Origin of the sequence: Nitrospira sp. NS4 (genome assembly GCF_049546785.1) — a bacterium.
Taxonomy (GTDB): Bacteria; Nitrospirota; Nitrospiria; order Nitrospirales; family Nitrospiraceae; genus Nitrospira_D.
Window position 1 is genome coordinate 292897 of the sequence record NZ_JBMWAN010000004.1, and the last position, 20077, is coordinate 312973.

Below are 20077 nucleotides of genomic sequence, written 5' to 3' on the forward strand. Positions count from 1 at the left end.
GACTCCTCTACTCCACGAGATCGAGCTTAATGCGCAGTTCCTTCAACTGCTCGGAACTCACGGCAGACGGAGCATCCGTCAGCGGGCACTGGGCCTTCTGCGTCTTCGGGAAGGCGATGACATCGCGGATCGAATCCGCCCCGCCCAGCAGCATGATAAGCCGGTCCAGCCCGAAGGCGATCCCTCCGTGCGGTGGCGCGCCATATTCCAATGCCTCCAGGAGAAAGCCGAACTTGGCCTGAGCCTGATCCTTGTTGATGCCCAGCAGATCGAGAATCTTCAACTGAATGTCGCTCCGGTGGTTGCGGATGCTTCCGCCGCCGATCTCGCTGCCGTTCAGCACCATGTCATAGGCCTTCGCCCGCACCTTCAAGGGATCGGAATCCAGCAGAGCCAAATCTTCGTCCATCGGCGCTGCAAAGGGGTTGTGCATGAAGATATAGCGCTTCTCTTCCGGTGAATAGTCCAGCAAGGGGAACTCCGTCACCCAGAGCGGCTTCCACGCGTTCTTATCGATCAGATTCAACTCTTCGCCCAGCAGCAGACGAATCCGTCCCAGCACATCGTGCACCACCGAGGGCTTGTCGGCCCCGAACAGCACCAGGTCGCCTGGTTTCGCCTCAGGCAATGAGGCAAAGAATGATTTGGCATCGAGGAACTTTGCAATGACCGACTCCAACTGGCCTTCGGTTGTGATCTTCAGCCAGGCAAGACCCTTGGCGCCGAAACTCTTGGCCGTCTCGCCCAATGCATCGATGCGGCTGCGCGGCATCGTCGCGCCGCCCTTCACGATGAGGGCCTTCACCAGGCCGCCCTTGGTCGCAGCATCCTTAAACACTTTGAATTCGGAGGCCGCACCGAACGCCGTGACATCGTGCAACGGCATGTCGAAGCGGAGATCGGGCTTGTCCGATCCATAGCGGCCCATCGCGTCGGCATAGGTCATCCGCGGGAAGGGCGTCGGCAACTGCACGCCGCCCGCCTCGCGGAACACGGTGACAATCATCTGCTCCATCAAGCTCATGACGTCCAGCCGATCGACGAACGACATCTCCAGATCGATCTGGGTAAATTCCGGCTGGCGATCGTTCCGCAAGTCTTCGTCACGGAAACAGCGGGCGATCTGGTAGTACCGGTCCATCCCGCTGACCATGAGGACCTGTTTGAACAACTGCGGCGACTGCGGCAGCGCGAAAAAGGTGCCGGGGTTGACGCGGCTGGGCACAAGATAGTCCCGCGCGCCTTCCGGCGTACTCTTCGTCAGAATTGGGGTTTCGATTTCAAGGAAGCCTTCCTTATTGAGGAAGCCCCGCACCGCCTGCGCGATGTCATGGCGGGTCTTCACCAGCTTCTGCATGCGGGGACGCCGCAGGTCCAGAAACCGGTACTTCAAGCGAATCGCTTCCGTGACCTCGGCATCGTCTTCGATCAGGAACGGCGGGGTCTTCGCTTCATTCAACACTTCGACCGCATCGACGAAAATTTCTATCTCGCCCGTCGGCAGATTCGGGTTTTTGGATTCATCCGGTCTGGCCATCACCTGTCCGGTCACCGACACCACACACTCGCTGCGCAGCACGTGCGCGCTTTCGTGAACGGCCGCATTGCGCTCGGCATTGAAGACCACCTGCGTCAACCCCGTGCGGTCGCGCAGATCGACAAACATCACCGTGCCGTGGTCACGGCGGCGCTGAACCCACCCGTTCAACACGACCGTCTGCCCGACATGGGTCTTGTTCAATTCGCCGCACCGATGCGTTCTCGCCTTCATGCCACTCGTCTCGCTTTCTTCGGAGAATACCGTTTCGTCTTCGCAGGCTTGGCCCACCCCTCACGCCGCTTAGGGCGAGGCGGCCGCACGCCGGGATCTTTCCCTTCCTGCTCCAGTGTCCGCCGCTGTTCGACGACTTCACGCAAGGCATTGGCCTCACGATCCGTCAAGAAGCGGAACTCGCCGGATGTCAGTCCGCCCAATGTTAGCGGTCCCATTTTTACCCGCGTGAGTTTGATCACCGGATGGCCGACGGTTTCAAGCATCCGCTTCACCTGATGCTTCCGGCCTTCATGAATCGTAATCTCCACCCAGGAGTTGGCTTCGGCCTTTTTGATTTTCTTGACCGTCGCCGGGCTGGTCATGCCGTCTTCGAGTTTCACGCCCCGCTGAAGGTCCGCGATCTCATCGTCCGTCAGGACGCCCTTCACTTTGATGAGATAGGTCTTGGGCACGTGATAGCGCGGATGGAGCAGCGCCTGCGCCAGATCGCCGTTGTTCGTCAGGAGCATCAGCCCTTCGCTGTCGAAGTCCAGGCGGCCGACCGGGAACACACGCACGGAGACCCCGTGCAAGAAATCCTTCACCGTCGTCCGCCCTCCCGGGTCGTCCAGCGTCGACATGACATTCTTCGGCTTGTTCAGCATGAGATAGACGAAGGGCTGTATGTTCGTGAGATGCTTGCCGTCTACCTTCACGTGATCGCGTTCCGGATCGACCTTTGTGCCGAGCTCGGTGACCACCTTGCCGTTGACGGTGACGTGGCCGCTCGCGATCAGCTGCTCCGCCTTCCGGCGCGAGGATAAGCCAGTCCCGGCAATAATCTTCTGCAATCTCACTTCCATAGGTACCTTCCGTGAAGCGTATGTCGTATCTCGTCGTTCGCTGAATCAGACGAGCTTCATCTCGTTTCACGATTCACGAGCGACGATTCACGATCTCACGCTACTCCCACTCAATCGTCGAGGGTGGTTTCGAGCTGATGTCATAGACGACCCGATTCACGCCTTTGACTTCGTTGATGATCCGGCTCGACATCTTGCCCAGGACCTCGTTTGGAATCTTGGCCCAGTCGGCGGTCATTCCGTCGAGGCTGGTCACCGCGCGAATCGCAATCACGTTCTCGTAAGTCCGCTGATCTCCCATGACGCCGACCGTGCGGATCGGCAGGAGCACCGCGAAGGCCTGCCAGATATCCCGATAGAGTCCCGCGCTCCGGATTTCCTGATCGACGATGGTTTCCGCCGCCCGAAGAATCGCCAGCCGCTCTTTCGTGACGGACCCGAGCACCCGAATGGCCAAGCCCGGACCGGGAAACGGCTGCCGCCAGATAATCTCGTCCGGCAGACCCAATTCCTTTCCCAACACACGGACTTCATCCTTAAACAATTCACGCAAGGGCTCGATGAGCTTCAGCTTCATGCGGGCGGGCAATCCGCCCACGTTGTGATGCGTCTTGATCGTCGCCGAGGGGCCTTTGAAACTGACGCTTTCGATCACGTCCGGATACAACGTGCCTTGAACCAGATACTTGATGCCCTTGAGTTTCTTGGACTCTTCGTCGAAATTCCTGATGAACTGCCGGCCGATAATCTTCCGCTTCCGTTCAGGATCCGACACGCCCTTGAGCGCGGCCAGAAACTGATCGGTCCGGTCGAGGATCCGCATATTGAGGTGCATCTGCGACGCAAACGTCTTCTTCACCTGCTCGCGTTCACCCGCCCGGAGCACGCCGTTATCGACGAAGATGCAGGTGAGCTGATCGCCGATGGCCCGATGGGTCAAGGCGGCCGCCACGGAGGAATCCACCCCTCCGCTCAAGGCACAGATCACCCGTTCCTTGCCGACTTGCTCCTGAATCTGCTTCACCGCGGTGTCGACATAGGACTGCATCGTCCAGGTCGGTTTGCACCCGCAAATCTCATAGACAAAATTCTGGAGGATCTTGGCCCCTTCGGGCGTATGCGCGACTTCCGGATGGAACTGGAGGCAGTATATCCGGCGCTTGTGATCGTTTCGCTTCATCGCCGCAATCGGCGAATTGCTCGTGTGGGCGATCGAGCGGAAACCCGCGGGCATGCGCTCGATCCGGTCGCCGTGCGACATCCAGACCACCGTCGTTTTTCCCTGGCCGATGCCTTTGAACAAATCGCTGCGGTCGTCGATGACAAGATCCGCCCGGCCATACTCCCGGTGCGGCGCCTTCACGACATCTCCGCCGGATAGATGCGTCACCAGCTGCATGCCGTAGCAGATACCGAGAATGGGAATGCCCAGGTCGAATAATTCTTTTGGGACGGAGGGCGCTTTCTTTTCGTAGACGCTCGACGGCCCGCCCGAGAGGACGATGCCTTGCGGGCGATATGCCAGGATCGTCGCGAGCGACGCCGTGCAGGGGAGGATCTGCGAGTAGACCTGCGCCTCACGGATCCGCCGGGCGATCAGCTGGGTATACTGCGAACCGAAGTCGAGGACCAGGATTCTATTGTGCCAAAGTTCCATGTAACCGTCGTTCGTGAAGCGTGAAGCGTCGTATGTGTAGAGGGGGGAAGCTGAATCTAGGTTGCGAGATACGGTTCACAAGAGACGTTTCACGCGAGGTTATTCCCAATCCATCCGGTAGTTCGGTGCTTCTTTGGTGATGATCACGTCATGCACGTGGCTTTCGCGCAGGCCGGCCACCGTCTGGCGAATAAACGTCGCCTTCTGCTGAAGATCCGCAACCGTCCTGCACCCGCAATAGCCCATGCCGGACCTGACCCCGCCGACCAACTGATAGACGACCGCCGACAACGGGCCTTTGTGCGGCACGCGGCCTTCGATGCCCTCGGGAACCAGCTTCTGCACCGGACGGCCGCCTTGTCCGTAGCGATCGCCGCCGCCCCGCTCCATGGCGCCGATCGAGCCCATGCCGCGGTAGACCTTATAGGTTCTGGCTTGATACAGCACCGTCTCACCCGGCGACTCTTCGGTTCCTGCCAGCAATCCGCCCAGCATGACGGAGGAGGCGCCGGCCGCCAAGGCCTTCACGATGTCGCCGGAGAACTTGATCCCTCCGTCGGCAATGATCGGCACACCGGTTCCGCGCAGCGCCTTGGCACAATCGGCAATCGCGGTCAACTGCGGCATCCCCGCCCCCGACACAATGCGCGTGGTGCAAATCGACCCAGGGCCCACGCCGACTTTCACCGCATCGACGCCCATCTTGAGGAGATCCTTGGCCGCCTCCGCCGTCGCGATATTGCCGGCGACCAACTCCAAATCCGGATGCTGCTTCTTGATCCGCTTGACCGTATCCAGCACCGCCTGCGAATGGCCGTGCGCCGTGTCCACGACCACCAGATCCACACCGGCTTTCTTCAGCAGGCTCGCGCGCTCATCGGTATCCGGCCCCACGCCCAGTGCCGCGCCGACCCGCAGACGCCCATGCGCATCCTTGCAGGCGTTGGGATACTTGATCCGCTTTTCGATGTCCTTGATCGTGATGAGCCCCTTGAGCTCGAAATGCTTGTTCACGACCGGCAGCTTTTCAATCCGATGCTCATGGAGGATCTCACGGGCCTTTTCCAGACTGGTGCCTTCGGGAGCCGTCACCAGTTTTTCCCGCCGCATCACCTGCGACACCTTGAGATCCATCCGGTTCTCAAACCGCAAGTCGCGGTTCGTCAGAATCCCGACCAGCTTTCCATGCTTCGTCACGGGAATGCCGGAAATCCGGTATTTTGCCATCAGGGCATGAGCGTCACGAATCGTTTCATCGGGCGAGATGGTGATCGGATCGAGAATCATCCCGCTCTCGGATTTCTTGACCCGATCGACTTCCGTGGCTTGATCCGCCGGAGCCAGCACCCGATGAATGATGCCGATGCCACCCTCACGGGCCATGGCAATGGCCAGCCGCGACTCGGTTACGGTGTCCATCGCCGCGCTGATCAGCGGGATATTGATCCGGATGTTGCGCGTGACGAAGGTGTGCGTCTCGGCTTCGTTCGGCAACACCCGAGACTTCGCCGGAACGAGGATCACGTCGTCGTAGGTGAGACCCAATCGCGGTTCTTTATCCAGCATGCTCTCCTTGCACCACCCCTGCTATACGCTCGTTAGGCCCGCTGCGTATTTTGTCCCTTATCGAGCTCCGCCATGGCTTCGGCGTCTTCCTGGAGCCGCTCGCTGCCTTCGTCGGCAGGCATGAATTGCTGCACCCGGGTATTTCCGCTGTCGACGACGAACACACTGCCCTTGGCATCGACCGCAATGCCGTACGGGAAGTTGAACTGCCCGTCGCCGTTGCCGTAGCCGCCCCATTGGGTGATGTAGTTACCTTCCTTGTCGAACTTCTGGATGCGCTGGTTGCCGGCATCCGTCACGTACACATCGCCGGCTCCGTCTACCGCGACGCCCCAGGGATTCCGCAGCTGTCCGGCCTCCTGCGCGAGCGGACTGCTCGCATGGCCCGCTTCGGCGCTGCCGCCCCATTTGGTCAGCAACTGCGGCAGCACGTTCGTGCTGGTGTCGAACTTCTGGATGCGGTGATTGCCCATGTCCACCACATAGACGGCTCCGTCGTTCTGGTCGACCGCAATGCCGCGCGGGAAATAGAACTGGCCGTCGCCGCTGCCGAAGCTACCCCAGGCCATGACGAATTCGCCGGCCATGTCGAACTTCTGCACGCGGAAGTTGGCGCTATCCACCACATAGACAAAACCGCGCACGCGGTCGACCGCAATGCCCCAGGGCGCGTTGAACTGGCCTTCGCCGTTTCCGCGCGACCCGAACTTCATCAGGTACCCGCCGAGCTTGCCGTCGAACTTCTGGACGCGATGGTTGTTTGTATCGACCACCCACACATCGCCCTTGCCGTCGCACGCGATTCCGGTGGGGTTGTGGAAATTGGCGTTGGCCGATCCGAAGTTTCCCCAGAGGATGATGAAGTTCCCGGCGTTATCGAACTTCTGAATGCGGTTATTGCCGTTATCGACGACGAACAGGGAGCCCTGCTGGTCCACGCACAATCCATACATCGGGGCCATGAATTCGCCGCCGTGCAGGAGCGACGCGCCGCGGCCGGGCTTGCCCCACTTGGAGACGCAGAGGTAGCCCGAGGTATTGACGAGGATCGTGGCGCTGGCCGGCGTCGATACGTTGTTGCCGACGTCTTTGAACCACACATAGATCGTCTTCTGCCCGTCAGCCGGCGAGAGAATGAACGGGATCGTCGCGCCGAACTTGACCGCCGGCGTGACATCGACCCAGCCCGGCGTGCCGGCCATCGGCGTCAACGGACTTTCCGAGATGAAGTAGGCGCCGACGCCGGTATCCAGATCGGTCGCCGAAATGGTCACCACCACTTCCGGCGAATTCGTCATGAACGCGCCGTGATTGATGACGGCGTAGGGATTCTGCGGCGCGGTGATATCGATCAGCACCGGCATGGCCGTGACTTCTTCGGAGAGTTCGCTTTCCGCCCCGTCCTCAAAGACGGCGCTGATCGCATAGAAGTAGGGCGTGTCGTTGGTCAGACCGGTGTGGGTGTAGGGATTGGTCACCCCTTCGATCTTCGTCCCGCTTTGCAGCGTCAGATTCGGCACGGTCCCGAAATACAGGTTGTAGGAGATCGCCCCCGGGACTTCCATCCAGCTCAGGAAGATTTCCGTATCGCCCGGCTTCACCGCGACGCTGCGCGGAGGCTGCACCGTCCCGGTCGCAGGCGCCTTGGCGGACTGCTCCTTCCCGCGCGAAATCTCTTCTTCGGTCGGCACGTACTTCACGACCCGGTTATTGCCGCTATCGACGACAAAGACCGCCCCTTCTTTATCCACCGCAATGCCGTAGGGGAAATTCAACTGTCCTTCTGTTTTTCCGCGATTGCCGAACGAACAGAGGAACGTGCCGTTGCCGTCGAACTTCTGGATCCGGTGATTGCCGCTATCCACCACATAGACATTGCCGAGCGAGTCGCAGGCAATCCCCCAGGGCGACTTGAACTGTCCTGGGCCGTTGCCTTCACGCCCCCACTTCATGAGGAAGCTGCCGCGCGCATCGAATTTCTGGATCCGGTTGTTGCTCTCGTCCGCCACATAGATATTGCCGACGAAATCCACCGCCACGCCGCGCGGGAAGAAGAACGCCCCGTCAAAGCTGCCGTCGCGCCCCCACTTCAAGAGCGGCTGGCCGTCGGCCTGGAACTTCTGAATGCGGGCATTGCTCGTATCGGAGACGTAGACGTTGCCCTCTTGGTCCGTCGTCAGCCCCCAGGGCACATCGAACTTGCCCATGTCGGCGCCGCGCCAGGCGAAGCCGAACTTGCCCCAGGCCTTCATCACGTTGCCTTCGAGATCGAACTTCTGCACGCGGTTGTTGCCGCTATCGGCGATGTAGATCACATCGTCCGGCCCGACCGCCAACCCGCGCGGGTAATAGAAGAGGCCTTCCTGCGAACTGGGCTCCCCCCCCCACCGGGCGAGGAACTTTCCGTCCTTCGTGAACTTTTGAATCGAATGATTATCGGTATCGGCCACGTAGATGTTGCCGTCCTTGTCGAGCGTAATACCCGTGGGAGAGCTGAACTCTCCCTCATCGACACCTTCCTGACCGATGCTCATCGCCAGCAGATAGGGCGACGGAATCGCCATGACTTCCTGCGACTCCGGGCTTTCGCCTTTTTGCGTCACCACCGTCACCACATAGTGGTAACAGGTCCCGTTCGCCAGGTCGTCGTGCAGGAACGGCGAGGTGGCTCCTTCAAGACAGCTGGCCTTCTCCTTCTTCACCCCAATGACGGCCTTGAAATCCTCGGCGCTGGCGATCGGGCGCGTGAGTTCGGAGAACTTGATCTGCACGCCCTTCGTGGTTTGGAAGTAGAGATTGTAGTACATGGCATCAGGCACCGGATCCCAGGTGATCGTGACGCGACCATTCCCCGGTTTGGCCTGCACGTTCTGCGGGGGCGGCGGCAGTTCTTCATCCGCAGCGACCGAATCGCCGGCACCCCATTCGCTCTGAGTGCCTTCGGCGGACAAAACCAGCCGATCGAACCGGAACATCTCGTCGAGAAGCCATGCCTTCATCATAGGTGTTGCCTCGTGTTGCTAAAGCGGTCCCGTGCCAAGAACAATGGTTCTTTCAATAACTTAGGATTGGACTGGCGAGTCTAACAAAGGGCTTGAAACAGAGTCAAGGCGAGGACATTGCCGTGGAATCTGCGCGCTCCCTCTCATCATCACCATCACCGAAAACCGGCCGGACGCATGCGCGGTACAATGCGCATGCGTCCCTCTACTCAACCGGCTCGCCGACTAATTCGCCTTCGATCTTCGACGGATCGGTTGGCTCGACCGCTTCATCCGGCAACCCGTTCTCCCCGGTCACCGATTCTTGAGCAGCCGCCATAATGGAATCTTCCGTCGCAGCAGCCTCTTCGGATTCGAGTGTATCCGCACCCCCAGCGCCTTCAGCAGATGAGTCTTCCTGCTCGATCGCGACTGTCTCTGCGAGCAGCTCGACGGACTCACCGGCTCCGTCATCTACGGCCGTCAGCGGATCGGTCGCCTCAGCCACTTCTATGGAGACGGCATCCAGTTCGATCAACCCGTCCTGCTGCAGGTTCGCCTCGATCGATTGCACACCGTCCGTCAGCACCAACGCGTCCGCCTCGCCCATCGGCAGCATCGACTGTTCCGACTCGCCCAGCTCTTTGAACTCGCGCAATGGCGGCAGTTGCGAGAGATCGTTCAGTCCGAAATGCTCAAGGAAGAATTTCGTGGTGCCATACATGATCGGGCGGCCTGGGACTTCCTTGCGGCCCACAATGCGCACCAGTTTCCGCTCCAGCAAAGTCCGCACGACCCCGGACGTCTCCACCCCGCGAATTTCCTCAATCTCCGATTTCACGATCGGCTGCTTATAGGCGATGATCGCGAGCGATTCGAGCGCCGACCGGGACAGTTTGGCGGCGGATTTGGCCTTGTCCAACCGCTTGATCCAGGAGGCATACTCCTGCTTGGTCACCAGGCGATAGCCACCGGCGATCTCGGCCAGCCGGACGCCCCGGCCCTCTTGCTCTAAATCCTGCCCCAGCCCCTGCAGGGCGCGCACAATCTCCGCCTTGCTGACGTCACCGATCACGGCCAGCAAGCGCTGGACGGACAGCGGCTCAGGCGAAACAAACAAAAGCGATTCCAGGATGCCTTTCAGCTCCCGTTCAGCAATTGCCTGGACATCCTCACTGCGGTCCACAGGCACTTCGACGGCACCGGACTCGGGTGTCTCCGAAACGTCCACAACCGGGCCGGCTTCCGCCCCGGCGGTCACGTCAGTCATTTCGTCGGTCATGGGCGTCATGTCCCCCTCCATTCAGCATCCGAATCATCCAGCTCGGCAGGATCGGGCACCAGCGAAAACGCCCGCGACACCAGGATCGGCCCGAACGTCTCTCCTTGAAAGACCCGCGCGACACGCAGCCGGATCAACTCCAACAAAGCCAGGAATGTGACGATGATTACGAGCCGATGGCAGGATTCTTCAAAGAGTGCGGCAAAGGCGACTGAATCCTTGCCCTCGAGCGTTTCCAGAATTACATTCATCCGCTCGCGAACGGTCAGATTGTCCGGAATGATCTCGATAAGTTTCTTTCCGGGATTGCGCTGCATGATGCCGTTGAGCGCATCCACGAGATCGAACAGGCTCACATTGTCCAGCAGGGTTTCATCGGACTCGACTTCCACGGGCGGGCCCGGCTCGCGGCTGAAAATGTCACGCCACATTTTCTCCTGCCCGTCGAGCTGGCGGGCCGCCTCCTTGTAGGTCTTGTACTCCAACAGCCGCCGGACCAATTCTTCGCGCGGATCGGGTCCGTCTTCTTCATCCTCGGCCGCCTCATCGGCCGGCAGCAGCATCTTCGATTTGATTTGCAGAAGCGTCGCGGCCATGACGAGGAATTCCCCGGCGACGTTCAGATTCAATTCCTTCATCGCCTCGACATACTCCAGATATTGCTGGGCAATCATGGCGATGGGAATGTCGTAGATATTGATTTCGCTTTTTTTGATGAGATGCAGCAGAAGATCCAGCGGCCCCTCGAAATTTTCGATGCGGACCTGGTAGGGAAGCTCGGTCTGTGCGAACCCGTCGGTGTGTTGCTCCACGGGTGGCGTTATACCAAGTTATAGGGGGGTGGGGCAAGCCTGAAACTATATATAGGGGGTCAACCTAAGATGCTGATTTACTTCATCTTGAGCGCATAGGCGACTAACACCGCCGCGACCAGGAGAAAAAAGAGGGTGACGCCGTAGGACATCGCTTGGGATTTCCCCCCCTTCCCCTGCCCCTCTTGTGAGAGGCCTTTCACGCCAGTCATCGTCGGCGCCTGATCGAACCGGGCCTTGGCAAGGTCCTCGCCCCGCTTGAACTCCGCGTTGGAAAAATCGGCGGCCTGGAGAAACTGCGCGCCCGCGAACTGGGTGTTTCCGGCAAACACCGCGAACGCGAAGAACGCCTCCCGGCTGAAAATCGCCTCGGCAAAACTCACGCCCTTCTTGAATTGCGCCCCGGAAAATCCTGTCCCCAACCCGAACCGGGCACGGTCGAACTGGACCGGTTGCTCGAAGACGACTTCTAAAAATTCGGTCATGCCATCGAAGAGGCTTCCCTGACAATCGACAACCCCGTGAAAGACCGACCGGTGGAACCGCGTGTGCGGACCGAATCGCGTCTCGGCACAGTGAAACGACTGCGCAAATTGCCCTTGTATGAAATAGGCCTCCCGCTCGAATTTCGCCCGATCGATCGTGACCGCTCCCTGAAACACCGCCCGCGACAGATCAAACCCGTCCTTGAACTGGGTGCCCCGCAAATCGAGCGGTCCTGCAAACTGCAGCGTGCCCTTCACAGACCGGTGGCGCAGAGCCCCCTGCATGATCGAGTCGCGAATCGTGATGGGCCCCGGAACCATGCGCAACTCTTCGGCGTCGAGCGCGCTGAGGGCCGCCTGCTGTTCAGGGGTTAACCCCTTGGGCATCTGCGACTTGTACAACGGCAGTTGATCGAAGATGAGATCGCCCTGAACCACGACTCCAATCAGGTCGACCGCTTCCCCCCGGGTAATCGCCTTCATAACCGCCGCCGCCCCGACTGCATTCGCTTCCCGCTCGGTGCCGGTACAGTCGGCTCCCAGATGTTTCATCAGCGGGCCCGGTTTCCCGGCCGGTGAAGACTCGATGGTACAGGCAGCTTCAACCGGCTTTCCCGGCATCAGGAGAGCACTCCCCGCCGTGAGGACCATGACGATGAAACACAGCGATTTGAGAGACAGGATGTTCAGCATGTGCATGACCGCCGTTATACGGAATGCCCTCCGACAAGGCAAGGCGAGCAATGGGGGATGGATGATAGCAGTATCCGACTTGAACAGATGCGCCGCCAATAATGGGGTGCGTTACGAGCCCGTCTCCAAGCCCTCGACGATCGCCCGATACTCCTCCTCGGTCAACCCGTGCATGCCGAGGCTCAACCGCCGGCTGAGTTCCGCCTGATCCGGGACCTGCAAGACCCGCTGCAAGAGCGCATGGGTGTGCTGTGGGGAAGACGCCCACTGTTTCGTCAACGCGACACGGACAAAACCAAATCGTGCTTCGGTCTTGAAATCATCGCGCAGAAACTCGTCCATATCCTGAAGCGGCAAAACAGGCGAGGTGATGCGCACATCCGCACAGATCCCTACCTTTAAGACATACACCAGGGCATGGGAGTCCGGCGTCAGAAACCTGGTCAGATTGTCCCGGATCAGGGCCGTACAACAACCCCACAAGCCGTGGGACAGTTGCAGTTCCGCGCTCTCGCTCGAACTCCGCTCACGGAGCGTGCCGGCCACAAAAAGAAAATGGCTCATGCGGCTAGCAGAGAGATCTTAGGCAAGGGCACAGAGGCACACAACCCCTTCACTGCCCCCGGCCCGCCGCAGGCAGAGCGCCAGGGCGGACCAGGAAACCGTTAGCTGTTCCGAAAATCGTCGGTGTCGTCGAGCAGGTCTTCGGACTTGTCGAGAAAGTCGACATCCTCGTCATCCTCACCATCGTCCAGGGCGAGATCTTCCTGCATATCCTCTTCGACTTCACCTTCCAGCTCCAGTTCATCGTCGAGGATGTCTTCATCAAGCTCCGCCTCTTTGGGCGCCTCGACGGAGGCGGGCACCGCCGCAGCAATCTTCCGTGGCGCTTCCTCAGCGGGAGGAGCGACAACCTTCTTGGCGGGAGCGGCAGGCTTGCTCGCAGGCGACAGGGTCTTTTTCTTCGCAGCCGGTTTCTTCTTGGCCGCAGGCTTTTTCGCGACTGGCTTCTGCTTCGCGGCAGGCTTCTTGGCTGCCGGCTTAGCGGGCTTGACTGCGGCCCGTTTCTTGACCGTCTTTTTCGCCGCCGCCTTCTTGGACGGCTGCTTTGCCTTCGCCTTTCCCGACGACTTCTTTGCGGCTTTCTTCTTGACCTTCGCCATCAGTATTCCTCCTCTAGAGTCCACAACGCCTGGCGTCTCGCATTGCGGCCTCCATCTAGCATGAACCTATAGGTTCTTGCAACCGGCCGCTTTTCACGCCTCCGGCTGCGACTTTTCCCCTGGCGGGTTAGGGGAAGAACCACCCTCCCAACCGCCCTGAACATCAAGAGACTCCCGGACTAGCCGACTACGCCCTTGACCGTGGTAAGATCCTAAATAAGCCGGCAACAGCGATGAATCGTTTGGAGCCGTAGGGCCTCTTATAGGCATATGGATAAGGCAAGCAAAGGAGCGCGTATACCGTGAAGTGGTCTCTGAGCGTTGTCATGAGCAGTCTCCTGGTCGCGGGGCTGGCCTGGCCAACCACCGCCACACCGCCCTACACCGTGATTATGATCGAGGACGGTTCTCCCTATTTCGCGCCGGTTCGGGCAACTGTCGCCACCGGCAGCCCCATCCGCTGGGATAATCCCACGCCGACCCACCACACCGTAACCCATAACGGCTGTGTCGAAGACGGCAGCCCCTGTTTTTTTGATTCCGGTACCATCCCGCCGGGTGAGCAGTTCGATATTCAAGGTCTTCCCCCCGGCCGCTATGCCTACCACTGCCGCATTCACCCCATCATGCGGGGAGTGCTCACGGTCACCGACTCGGCTTCCGGCTCCTCGCAGCTTTAACACGTTGTTCGTCGCTCGTATCTCATCCCTCGCAGAGAACCCGCGAGATACGCTTCACGAATCACGCGTCACCCGTGCCTAGGTCTTGCGAGATTACCGTTCGCTCCTGTAGGCTGCGCCTTCCCACGGGGGAGGGTCGCACGCCATGAAGCCCGTAGCCGCAGTCCAAGAACCGCTCAAACTGACCGGCGAGACGCTGAATCTTCTCGCCTGGCACATCCCCGACCTCGTCGCCTATCAACATCGCGAAGACGAATACTGGCTCGCGCCGCTCGACGACAATTTCCCGCTCATCCGGCTGAACCAGACCGGCGTCGAAATGCTGAAATCGATGAACGGCCACATCACCGTCGGCGCGCTGCTCGAAAAGTACGGCAACAAAGTCTGCGGGCCGGACGGCCAGCCGGGCCAATGGCACCTGGAACGCTGGGCCACCCCGAACTACTCCCTCTGCTACTTCGGCACCGAGCCGCCGGGCGGCCACCGGCACAAGGCCAAGTGGGACATTCTGCTCCAGCAGATTCGCGAAGGCTGGTCAGGACAGGAAGGGTTCGAGGGCGAAGGACACCTGGAAGATTTCCATCATCATGAACTGACCCACAGCAGCACTGAGGACGACGGCCACTTCGACCTGATCGAAACCACCGTCTCGCATCTCTTCCGCGAACCCAACGAAGCGTTGGGCGGACTCACCTACGGCCGGCTCCTTATGCGGCAACTGCGCAAGCTGGGCTGGTTCAACCCGAAGCCCAAAGTCATCCTCGAAATCGGCGGCGGGCTCGGCTACGTGGCGCGCGAACTGGGCAAGGAACTGCTGCCGTTCGAACGCCAGTCCATCAAGTACATCTCGCTCGACATCACCAGTCCATTTCTGAAGCTCCAGACCAAGCGAGCGAAGGAAGGCGGGTGGGGCGGTATCGGCACGAGGGCCAACGCCGAAGCGCTGCCGTTCACGGACAACTCCGTCGATCTCGTGATCGACAACGAAAACATGGCCGACATGACGCCGGTCAAACTGACCCGGCAAGAGTTGCTGACCAACAAGGGCGAGACCGAGCAGCATCAGGAAGCGCTCGACTGGATCAGGCGGCTCCGGCTTCCGATTGAGGCCGATCCGCCCGACGACGTGATTTTCAATTTAGGACCGATCCGCTTCGTCGCCGAACTGTGGCGCGTGCTGAAACCGGGGGGCCATGCATTTCTGACCGAATTCGGGATAGAAGAAGGCTGGCCGGCGCCTGTGAAGCTGCCGGGGCATACCGAGTACGAAGTGCAATACAGCCATCTGCGGCAGGCCGTGCGCTGGCTCGGTTTCCAGGAGCGCTACCTCTCGCTCCCGCAGCTCCTGGCGATCAAGCCGGATACGAAGGTACTCTGTACCGGCGCGGCCTATACCATCCAGCGGTTCTGCCAGGCCATGAACAAGCCCTTCACCGTCCGCGCCTACACCGAAAGCGAGCTGAAGCAGGCGCTCGGCGACATGCTCCCCAAAATCCACGGCGCCCACTACCACGACGTGGTCGATCCCGCCTGGTTCGGCCTCATCGACTTCAAAGTGCTGTTGCTGGAAAAGCCCGGCGGCGCACCGAAAGCCCAGTTCACCGAGACCAAGGGCTATCGGTGGTATTCACAGAAGTAGCAACTCGCGCTAGCGGGCAATACCTAGCTTACCCTTCCATTCTTCGACATAGCTCCAATCAATGCCGAGTTCGTCCTGGCGAGCCCTGATTTTTTCAAGATCAGCCTGATCCTGCAGCCGCCCCGCGATTGTTTTGAGCAGAATCAAATCCTCGATGGCAAGAATGGGTATTTGCAAAGAGCCAAACTCCACCATGCGTCTACGCGCAAGCGCGGTCCGAAGATATTCCGAATCGGCCAACAGGATATCGACGACCACCTCCTGTCCACCACAAATGTCCACCGTGCGCCAGATTGAAACCCCATGGAACACCATCGGAGCGGGATACACAATGAGGGAATCGAACTGAGGCGACAGCAGAGATCGCAGCTCCTCACGAGTCGGCTGATCGACAAGCAAGAGGAGATCAATATCGGTCGTCGCCCTTGGCTCGACGAGCGCACTGTACGCCCAGCCTCCCGCTAAGGCATACAACAACCCTCGGTTATTAAAGTCTGCAATAAGAGTGGAGAGCGCCTGAACTAGGAAAGATTCCGCTGCCATGCCTGCTCTTTCGCGCGCCGGATTTCATGCATCACCTGCGCCATGGCATCGCCCGTTGGCCGCTCCTGCTGCAAGACTGATTGTCGGAGCGCCAATCCAAGCTCGGTCAGCTCAATCGTTCGGCGAAGATTGGCGACAATCCGCGCATCGTCGCTATGAACAGATTGTGGTTGCATGGCCAGGAACTCCCATTGAGCAGCCTGAAAAGAAGTGTACAAGAGTCCTGAATCCAGGGTACCGTCGGTTGCGGTTCCTATGCTAAAGAGCAGGCGGTGCGCCGAAAGCCCAGTTCACCGGGACCAAGGGCTATCGGTGGTATTCGCAGAAGTACCCGCTCTTGCCCTATTCCCCTATCCACCCGGTTGCTGCTCGCCGGCAGCGTTTCTGCTTTCGGCCTGCCCATTCGCCACAGCCGCCGCGTCTCGCGGAGGCAGAACAAATCCGAGCGGATCCCGGACGAATTCTTTGAGCAGCCGCCTGGCGAGTTCCAGCATATCTGAACGGGGAAAATCGTAGGCCCGCAATGCGGTGTGAAGCGAGAGAAAAAAACTGACGCCTAAGTTCAACACGAACATCACGGCCACGCCGGCGATGGCATAGAGAAACCACCCGTCCCGATACCATTCCGCCTGGAGCGACGCGCTGGCCAGCGCCAGCATGCCGCTGGAGAGCGTGACGTGCCGGACATCCAACGGAATCCCGAAAAACATGCCGAGGGCCGGCGTCATGCCCAGCATCATTCCGAGGGACACGTTCGTACCCCATCCCGCAATGTTGCGCGAAACCCCGTCCGCCCATCGCGCCATCCGCTCGCTCCCGAAGACCCGACTGCCCCAGGCATGTTCCGCCAGCGCCTGCGGCAGCGTGTGATAGACGGCCCAGTTTTCGATCCAGCCTCCCGCCAGGGTCGACAGCCACAGGATGACCCCGGTCAACGCCGCGAAGATCACCGTCCCGCTATTCACCGGGCTGAGCGTCTCGTACACATGCTCCGCAGTGTGCGGATCGAGCAGCGGCCCGCCGGTGAGCAGACGCCAGACCGCATCGAGCACGTAGGCCGACGCCGACACAACCAGCACATTGCTCACGGCCGCCGCGATCTGGGAATAGGAAATCCGCTTGATGAACGTGACGATCTCGTCGAGACGCGCGACACCGGCTTGCTCGCGCAGGATCGTCGCCAGCGTCGCCGCCGTCATCGCCGGCTGCTTCGTGGCAAGGATCAAATGACACGTCTGCATCAGCAGAAAACTGACCGCATAGTTGAGCCCGTACCCCAGGCCGGCCAAAAACGGCGCGAGCCCCAGTGTGAATATCGCCATCTTGATCGCCGCGGTGAACGACGTGAGGATCCCGCCGCCCGCGGCCGCCGCCCAGATCTGCCGGTACTCACGCCTGCTCTGTGCAATATAATGTTCCCCCGTCACCCCGGACCGGTCGACGATCTTCCGGTGCAGCAGGCGCGTGTTGGATTCGAGGAGATGCGTGACGCTGCCCTCATGAAGGCTGGACTCGACGAGGGTTGAGAGAAACGCATGCACAGCCCGGGCATGCAGCAGGTCGTCCTGCGCGGTCATCACTTCGACCATCGGCCCCATCCGCCCGAGGCAATGGTGAAGGACTTCCAGCCCGTAGACGATATCGACGCTGACACCCGCCGTTTCCAACCGGCGCCGAATCCACCGCATCTCGTTCCGGCACTCCGCGGCTGTGTCGCGCCAGACCGCCCCGATTTCGCCGATGTCCGCGCCGGCCTGCCAGAGTTCAACCAGCCGCTCGCTGGTTCGCGCCAGCCGGTAGAAGGGCGACTCCATGATTGACGAGGGACGCCGGCTTCGCGCGCGAAGCTTGTCGGACAAGCCTTGCGCCTGCACGCGTATGGCCAGCAGACGAAATCCGTCGGCAAAGGCCGCGGCCAGCGGATTGGCCCGCTCGGGAATGTGGAGAGGGATCAAGGCCGAGAGAATTCTCGCGAACAGACGCGGAGGGATCCCGGAAAACCACTTTACCTCGACGTGACTGCGATACTGACGCTGCAAAAGATGGGTCAGATCCCGGTCGTTCCTGACGGAGGGCAGCACCTTATTGACGAGCCGGTTTCCCACTTCGACCAGCAAGCCGCGGTCGCAGGGCAAACCGGCCGAACCAATCAGATTGACCGCGTCGGTTTCCTGAATGATCCGGCCAACGGCGGCCTGCACATCCTGCCTGACGGCCGGAACCCGCTCCAGCACATCGAGCAACAGCTCCCAATAGAGATAGGCCTCGCGCCAGCGCATACGCGCGCCGAGCACCTGCAAAGAAGGGCTGGCGCCCACGCGGGTCCAGTGAATCAGCCGGAGCCAGGCCTCCAGACGATCGCCGAGAGACCCGGCGCTGACGAGATCCTGCAGGTGGGTCGCCAGCGCGTTTCTCGTCTCGCTGCCGACGCTCGACGGGCCGAAGAAGGCCAGCACCTGCTCCCGAACTGTCCCTGCAGCACTGGAGACAGCCCCTTGCGCTAAAGCCGCGGGCCTTTCTGTCGGCTCGTCGCTCACAGCCACTCCACGAGTGAATGAGGTCAGGTTCGGACTGTACAAGACTCCCTAACCGGGAGCAACCTTGGTCGGGGGTTCTATGCGAGGAAATAAGGCGGGTGCCGAAAGCCCGGTTCACCGAGAACAAAGGCTATCGGTGGAATTCGCAGAAGTAGGGGGATTGAGGGTAGCCTGATGGTTCCCTGGGCTCACCAACCGCACACACAAGAATTATCAAACTCTCATATCAAGAGCGGTGCTCGCCAGGGTCAATGGCGCGTCTCGGCGCGCCAAGGGTTGGGTGAGTGAAAGAATGCGCGCAGTGGGGAACCAACCAGGCCACCCTCAGCTGAGTAGAACGTGTGAACGGGGGCGCGTTGAGCAAACGCAGTGCAGGATAAGCTGGTCGCCCTGGTGTCAAGTCAAGAAACGCCCCTCATACCCTCACCCGCATAACGATCACGAATGACTGGCTAACGCCTGGCATATTAACCGTATGCGGTTTGTTGCAGGCCAGTTGTATGCGCAGGTTAACCGGTATCTTTTGATTTCTTCCGGCTCCTTTGGCTCCGAGCGGTCCTGGATGGTGACTTCGGACTCGTGGGAAGAAGGATATGGCGGTGAGTAACGGTTCCGACGCTGACGTCCTCTGGAGGTACTAGATCCGCCTCGGAAACAAGGACTATATACCTGGTTCGCTTCAATTCGGCATCCCCAAGCATTCCTCCACTGTAAATTGCCGCCTGGTCTCGTGCTTCTTGAGCTTTCGTCGCAATTTCATCTGGCCGCTTGATGAGTTTCCACTCGGTAAGAACCAAAGCACGCGCAGTCCTTGTCATGACCTCTGCATGTTGCTTAACAGGATCACCAAATACAAGGTCCGTGGCGCCTCCAGGGGCAACGATTTTGAACGCCCAAATCCCATGACTCAAGAGATGGACTGCTCCGAGCCGTTCACAGGCTGTTTCGTGCCTCTTGAAGGCGAGTTGCCATTTCTTGCGGATGTCCTCATCCACCACAAGCTGTCGCCGAAGATGCTCAAACGCCAATTCCGTGAGGCTCCGGCCGTCAGACTCGGTGTCCCGAATGAGATAATCGAATTGCGAACGAAAAGAGGCAAGGGGAGCAAGAGTTTGAATGTCGACTGCACCATCATTGAAGCTTTTACCCCAACCCTGCGCGACATACTGCTGTAGTGCCACAAGTGCTTGCTGAGGGAGTTCGCTAGCATATGTCTTGCCGAGGTGGTCAATTTCGGCGATGATTGCCTTCAGTTCCGGGAGGAGCGATTTCCGAACGACACTGAACGCGTCAGCACTGTTCACCCTGAATGCTGACACAAGAAACTCCCCTGAACGGATAAGACCGTCGATTCGGCCAGCCAAGTCTCGCCACTGTTCAAGCCAGGTCATACCGATATATATCCTGCCTTCTAACGCTTGAA

Annotated in this window: 16 protein-coding genes; 2 read left to right on the forward strand and 14 right to left on the reverse strand. The window is 59.9% G+C overall.

Features of this window, described 5'->3' with window-relative positions; genetic code table 11:
- Window positions 1-7: 7 nt before the first annotated feature.
- The 10 genes from aspS to ACO9S2_RS13305 form a co-directional block, all read right to left on the reverse strand.
- Entirely contained in the window at window positions 8-1771 is a 1764-nt protein-coding gene (gene aspS / locus ACO9S2_RS13260) for an aspartate--tRNA ligase (protein ID WP_423722854.1), read from the reverse strand.
- Window positions 1768-2616 carry a pseudouridine synthase gene (locus ACO9S2_RS13265; RefSeq protein ID WP_423722855.1) on the reverse strand — a complete coding sequence of 283 codons (849 nt, stop codon included), beginning with the start codon at window positions 2614-2616 and terminating at the stop codon, window positions 1768-1770. The genes aspS and ACO9S2_RS13265 overlap by 4 nt, the downstream gene beginning before the upstream one ends.
- A gap of 100 nt (window positions 2617-2716) precedes the next feature.
- Complete coding sequence (guaA, locus tag ACO9S2_RS13270; RefSeq protein ID WP_423722856.1) at window positions 2717-4273, reverse strand: glutamine-hydrolyzing GMP synthase; 1557 nt, start codon at window positions 4271-4273, stop codon at window positions 2717-2719.
- A 99-nt stretch (window positions 4274-4372) separates the two neighbouring features.
- On the reverse strand, window positions 4373-5839 hold the full coding sequence (guaB, locus tag ACO9S2_RS13275; protein ID WP_423722857.1) for an IMP dehydrogenase: 1467 nt from the start codon (window positions 5837-5839) through the stop codon (window positions 4373-4375).
- A gap of 32 nt (window positions 5840-5871) precedes the next feature.
- Window positions 5872-8841 carry a 6-bladed beta-propeller gene (locus ACO9S2_RS13280; RefSeq protein WP_423722858.1) on the reverse strand — a complete coding sequence of 990 codons (2970 nt, stop codon included), beginning with the start codon at window positions 8839-8841 and terminating at the stop codon, window positions 5872-5874.
- A 205-nt stretch (window positions 8842-9046) separates the two neighbouring features.
- Window positions 9047-10111, reverse strand: coding sequence for an SMC-Scp complex subunit ScpB (gene scpB, locus ACO9S2_RS13285; RefSeq protein ID WP_423722859.1), 1065 nt, complete (start codon window positions 10109-10111; stop codon window positions 9047-9049).
- Entirely contained in the window at window positions 10108-10914 is an 807-nt protein-coding gene (locus ACO9S2_RS13290; protein WP_423722860.1) for a segregation and condensation protein A, read from the reverse strand. The genes scpB and ACO9S2_RS13290 overlap by 4 nt, the downstream gene beginning before the upstream one ends.
- A gap of 77 nt (window positions 10915-10991) precedes the next feature.
- The gene (locus tag ACO9S2_RS13295) at window positions 10992-12092 is read right to left on the reverse strand and encodes a pentapeptide repeat-containing protein (RefSeq protein ID WP_423722861.1); all 1101 of its coding nucleotides are present in this window, start codon (window positions 12090-12092) and stop codon (window positions 10992-10994) included.
- A 111-nt stretch (window positions 12093-12203) separates the two neighbouring features.
- Window positions 12204-12656 (reverse strand): hypothetical protein, encoded by a 453-nt coding sequence (locus tag ACO9S2_RS13300; protein WP_423722862.1) that lies wholly within the window; start codon window positions 12654-12656, stop codon window positions 12204-12206.
- A gap of 101 nt (window positions 12657-12757) precedes the next feature.
- Window positions 12758-13255 (reverse strand): hypothetical protein, encoded by a 498-nt coding sequence (locus ACO9S2_RS13305; RefSeq protein ID WP_423722863.1) that lies wholly within the window; start codon window positions 13253-13255, stop codon window positions 12758-12760.
- A 326-nt stretch (window positions 13256-13581) separates the two neighbouring features.
- Between ACO9S2_RS13305 and ACO9S2_RS13310 the strand changes: the two genes are divergently transcribed.
- On the forward strand, window positions 13582-13935 hold the full coding sequence (locus tag ACO9S2_RS13310) for a cupredoxin domain-containing protein (RefSeq protein WP_423722864.1): 354 nt from the start codon (window positions 13582-13584) through the stop codon (window positions 13933-13935).
- Window positions 13936-14080: 145 nt separating this feature from the next.
- A complete protein-coding gene (locus tag ACO9S2_RS13315) occupies window positions 14081-15574 on the forward strand; it encodes a class I SAM-dependent methyltransferase (RefSeq protein WP_423722865.1) in 1494 nt (497 codons plus the stop codon).
- A 9-nt stretch (window positions 15575-15583) separates the two neighbouring features.
- Here the strand turns inward: ACO9S2_RS13315 and ACO9S2_RS13320 are convergent, their stop codons facing one another.
- The 4 genes from ACO9S2_RS13320 to ACO9S2_RS13335 all read right to left on the reverse strand — a co-directional run bounded on the left by ACO9S2_RS13320 (window position 15584) and on the right by ACO9S2_RS13335 (window position 20045).
- Complete coding sequence (locus ACO9S2_RS13320) at window positions 15584-16117, reverse strand: hypothetical protein (RefSeq protein WP_423722866.1); 534 nt, start codon at window positions 16115-16117, stop codon at window positions 15584-15586.
- Window positions 16096-16293, reverse strand: a complete 198-nt coding sequence (locus ACO9S2_RS13325; protein ID WP_423722867.1) for a hypothetical protein — start codon at window positions 16291-16293, stop codon at window positions 16096-16098. The genes ACO9S2_RS13320 and ACO9S2_RS13325 overlap by 22 nt, the downstream gene beginning before the upstream one ends.
- 174 nt (window positions 16294-16467) lie before the next feature.
- On the reverse strand, window positions 16468-18654 hold the full coding sequence (locus tag ACO9S2_RS13330) for a hypothetical protein (protein WP_423722868.1): 2187 nt from the start codon (window positions 18652-18654) through the stop codon (window positions 16468-16470).
- A 509-nt stretch (window positions 18655-19163) separates the two neighbouring features.
- Complete coding sequence (locus ACO9S2_RS13335; protein ID WP_423722869.1) at window positions 19164-20045, reverse strand: hypothetical protein; 882 nt, start codon at window positions 20043-20045, stop codon at window positions 19164-19166.
- Between the last annotated feature and the right edge of the window lie 32 nt (window positions 20046-20077).

Excerpts from the sequence above, each read along its gene's own strand:
- ACO9S2_RS13310 (WP_423722864.1), top strand. The coding sequence starts at position 13,582 with ATGAGCAGTCTCCTGGTCGCGGGGCTGGCCTGGCCAACCACCGCCACA.
- scpB (WP_423722859.1), bottom strand. The coding sequence starts at position 10,111 with ATGACGCCCATGACCGACGAAATGACTGACGTGACCGCCGGGGCGGAA.
- ACO9S2_RS13305 (WP_423722863.1), bottom strand. The coding sequence starts at position 13,255 with ATGGCGAAGGTCAAGAAGAAAGCCGCAAAGAAGTCGTCGGGAAAGGCG.
- ACO9S2_RS13325 (WP_423722867.1), bottom strand. The coding sequence starts at position 16,293 with ATGCAACCACAATCTGTTCATAGCGACGATGCGCGGATTGTCGCCAAT.
- ACO9S2_RS13315 (WP_423722865.1), top strand. The coding sequence starts at position 14,081 with ATGAAGCCCGTAGCCGCAGTCCAAGAACCGCTCAAACTGACCGGCGAG.
- ACO9S2_RS13265 (WP_423722855.1), bottom strand. The coding sequence starts at position 2,616 with ATGGAAGTGAGATTGCAGAAGATTATTGCCGGGACTGGCTTATCCTCG.
- ACO9S2_RS13300 (WP_423722862.1), bottom strand. The coding sequence starts at position 12,656 with ATGAGCCATTTTCTTTTTGTGGCCGGCACGCTCCGTGAGCGGAGTTCG.
- ACO9S2_RS13280 (WP_423722858.1), bottom strand. The coding sequence starts at position 8,841 with ATGATGAAGGCATGGCTTCTCGACGAGATGTTCCGGTTCGATCGGCTG.
- guaB (WP_423722857.1), bottom strand. The coding sequence starts at position 5,839 with ATGCTGGATAAAGAACCGCGATTGGGTCTCACCTACGACGACGTGATC.
- guaA (WP_423722856.1), bottom strand. The coding sequence starts at position 4,273 with ATGGAACTTTGGCACAATAGAATCCTGGTCCTCGACTTCGGTTCGCAG.
- ACO9S2_RS13320 (WP_423722866.1), bottom strand. The coding sequence starts at position 16,117 with ATGGCAGCGGAATCTTTCCTAGTTCAGGCGCTCTCCACTCTTATTGCA.
- ACO9S2_RS13295 (WP_423722861.1), bottom strand. The coding sequence starts at position 12,092 with ATGCTGAACATCCTGTCTCTCAAATCGCTGTGTTTCATCGTCATGGTC.
- aspS (WP_423722854.1), bottom strand. The coding sequence starts at position 1,771 with ATGAAGGCGAGAACGCATCGGTGCGGCGAATTGAACAAGACCCATGTC.
- ACO9S2_RS13335 (WP_423722869.1), bottom strand. The coding sequence starts at position 20,045 with ATGACCTGGCTTGAACAGTGGCGAGACTTGGCTGGCCGAATCGACGGT.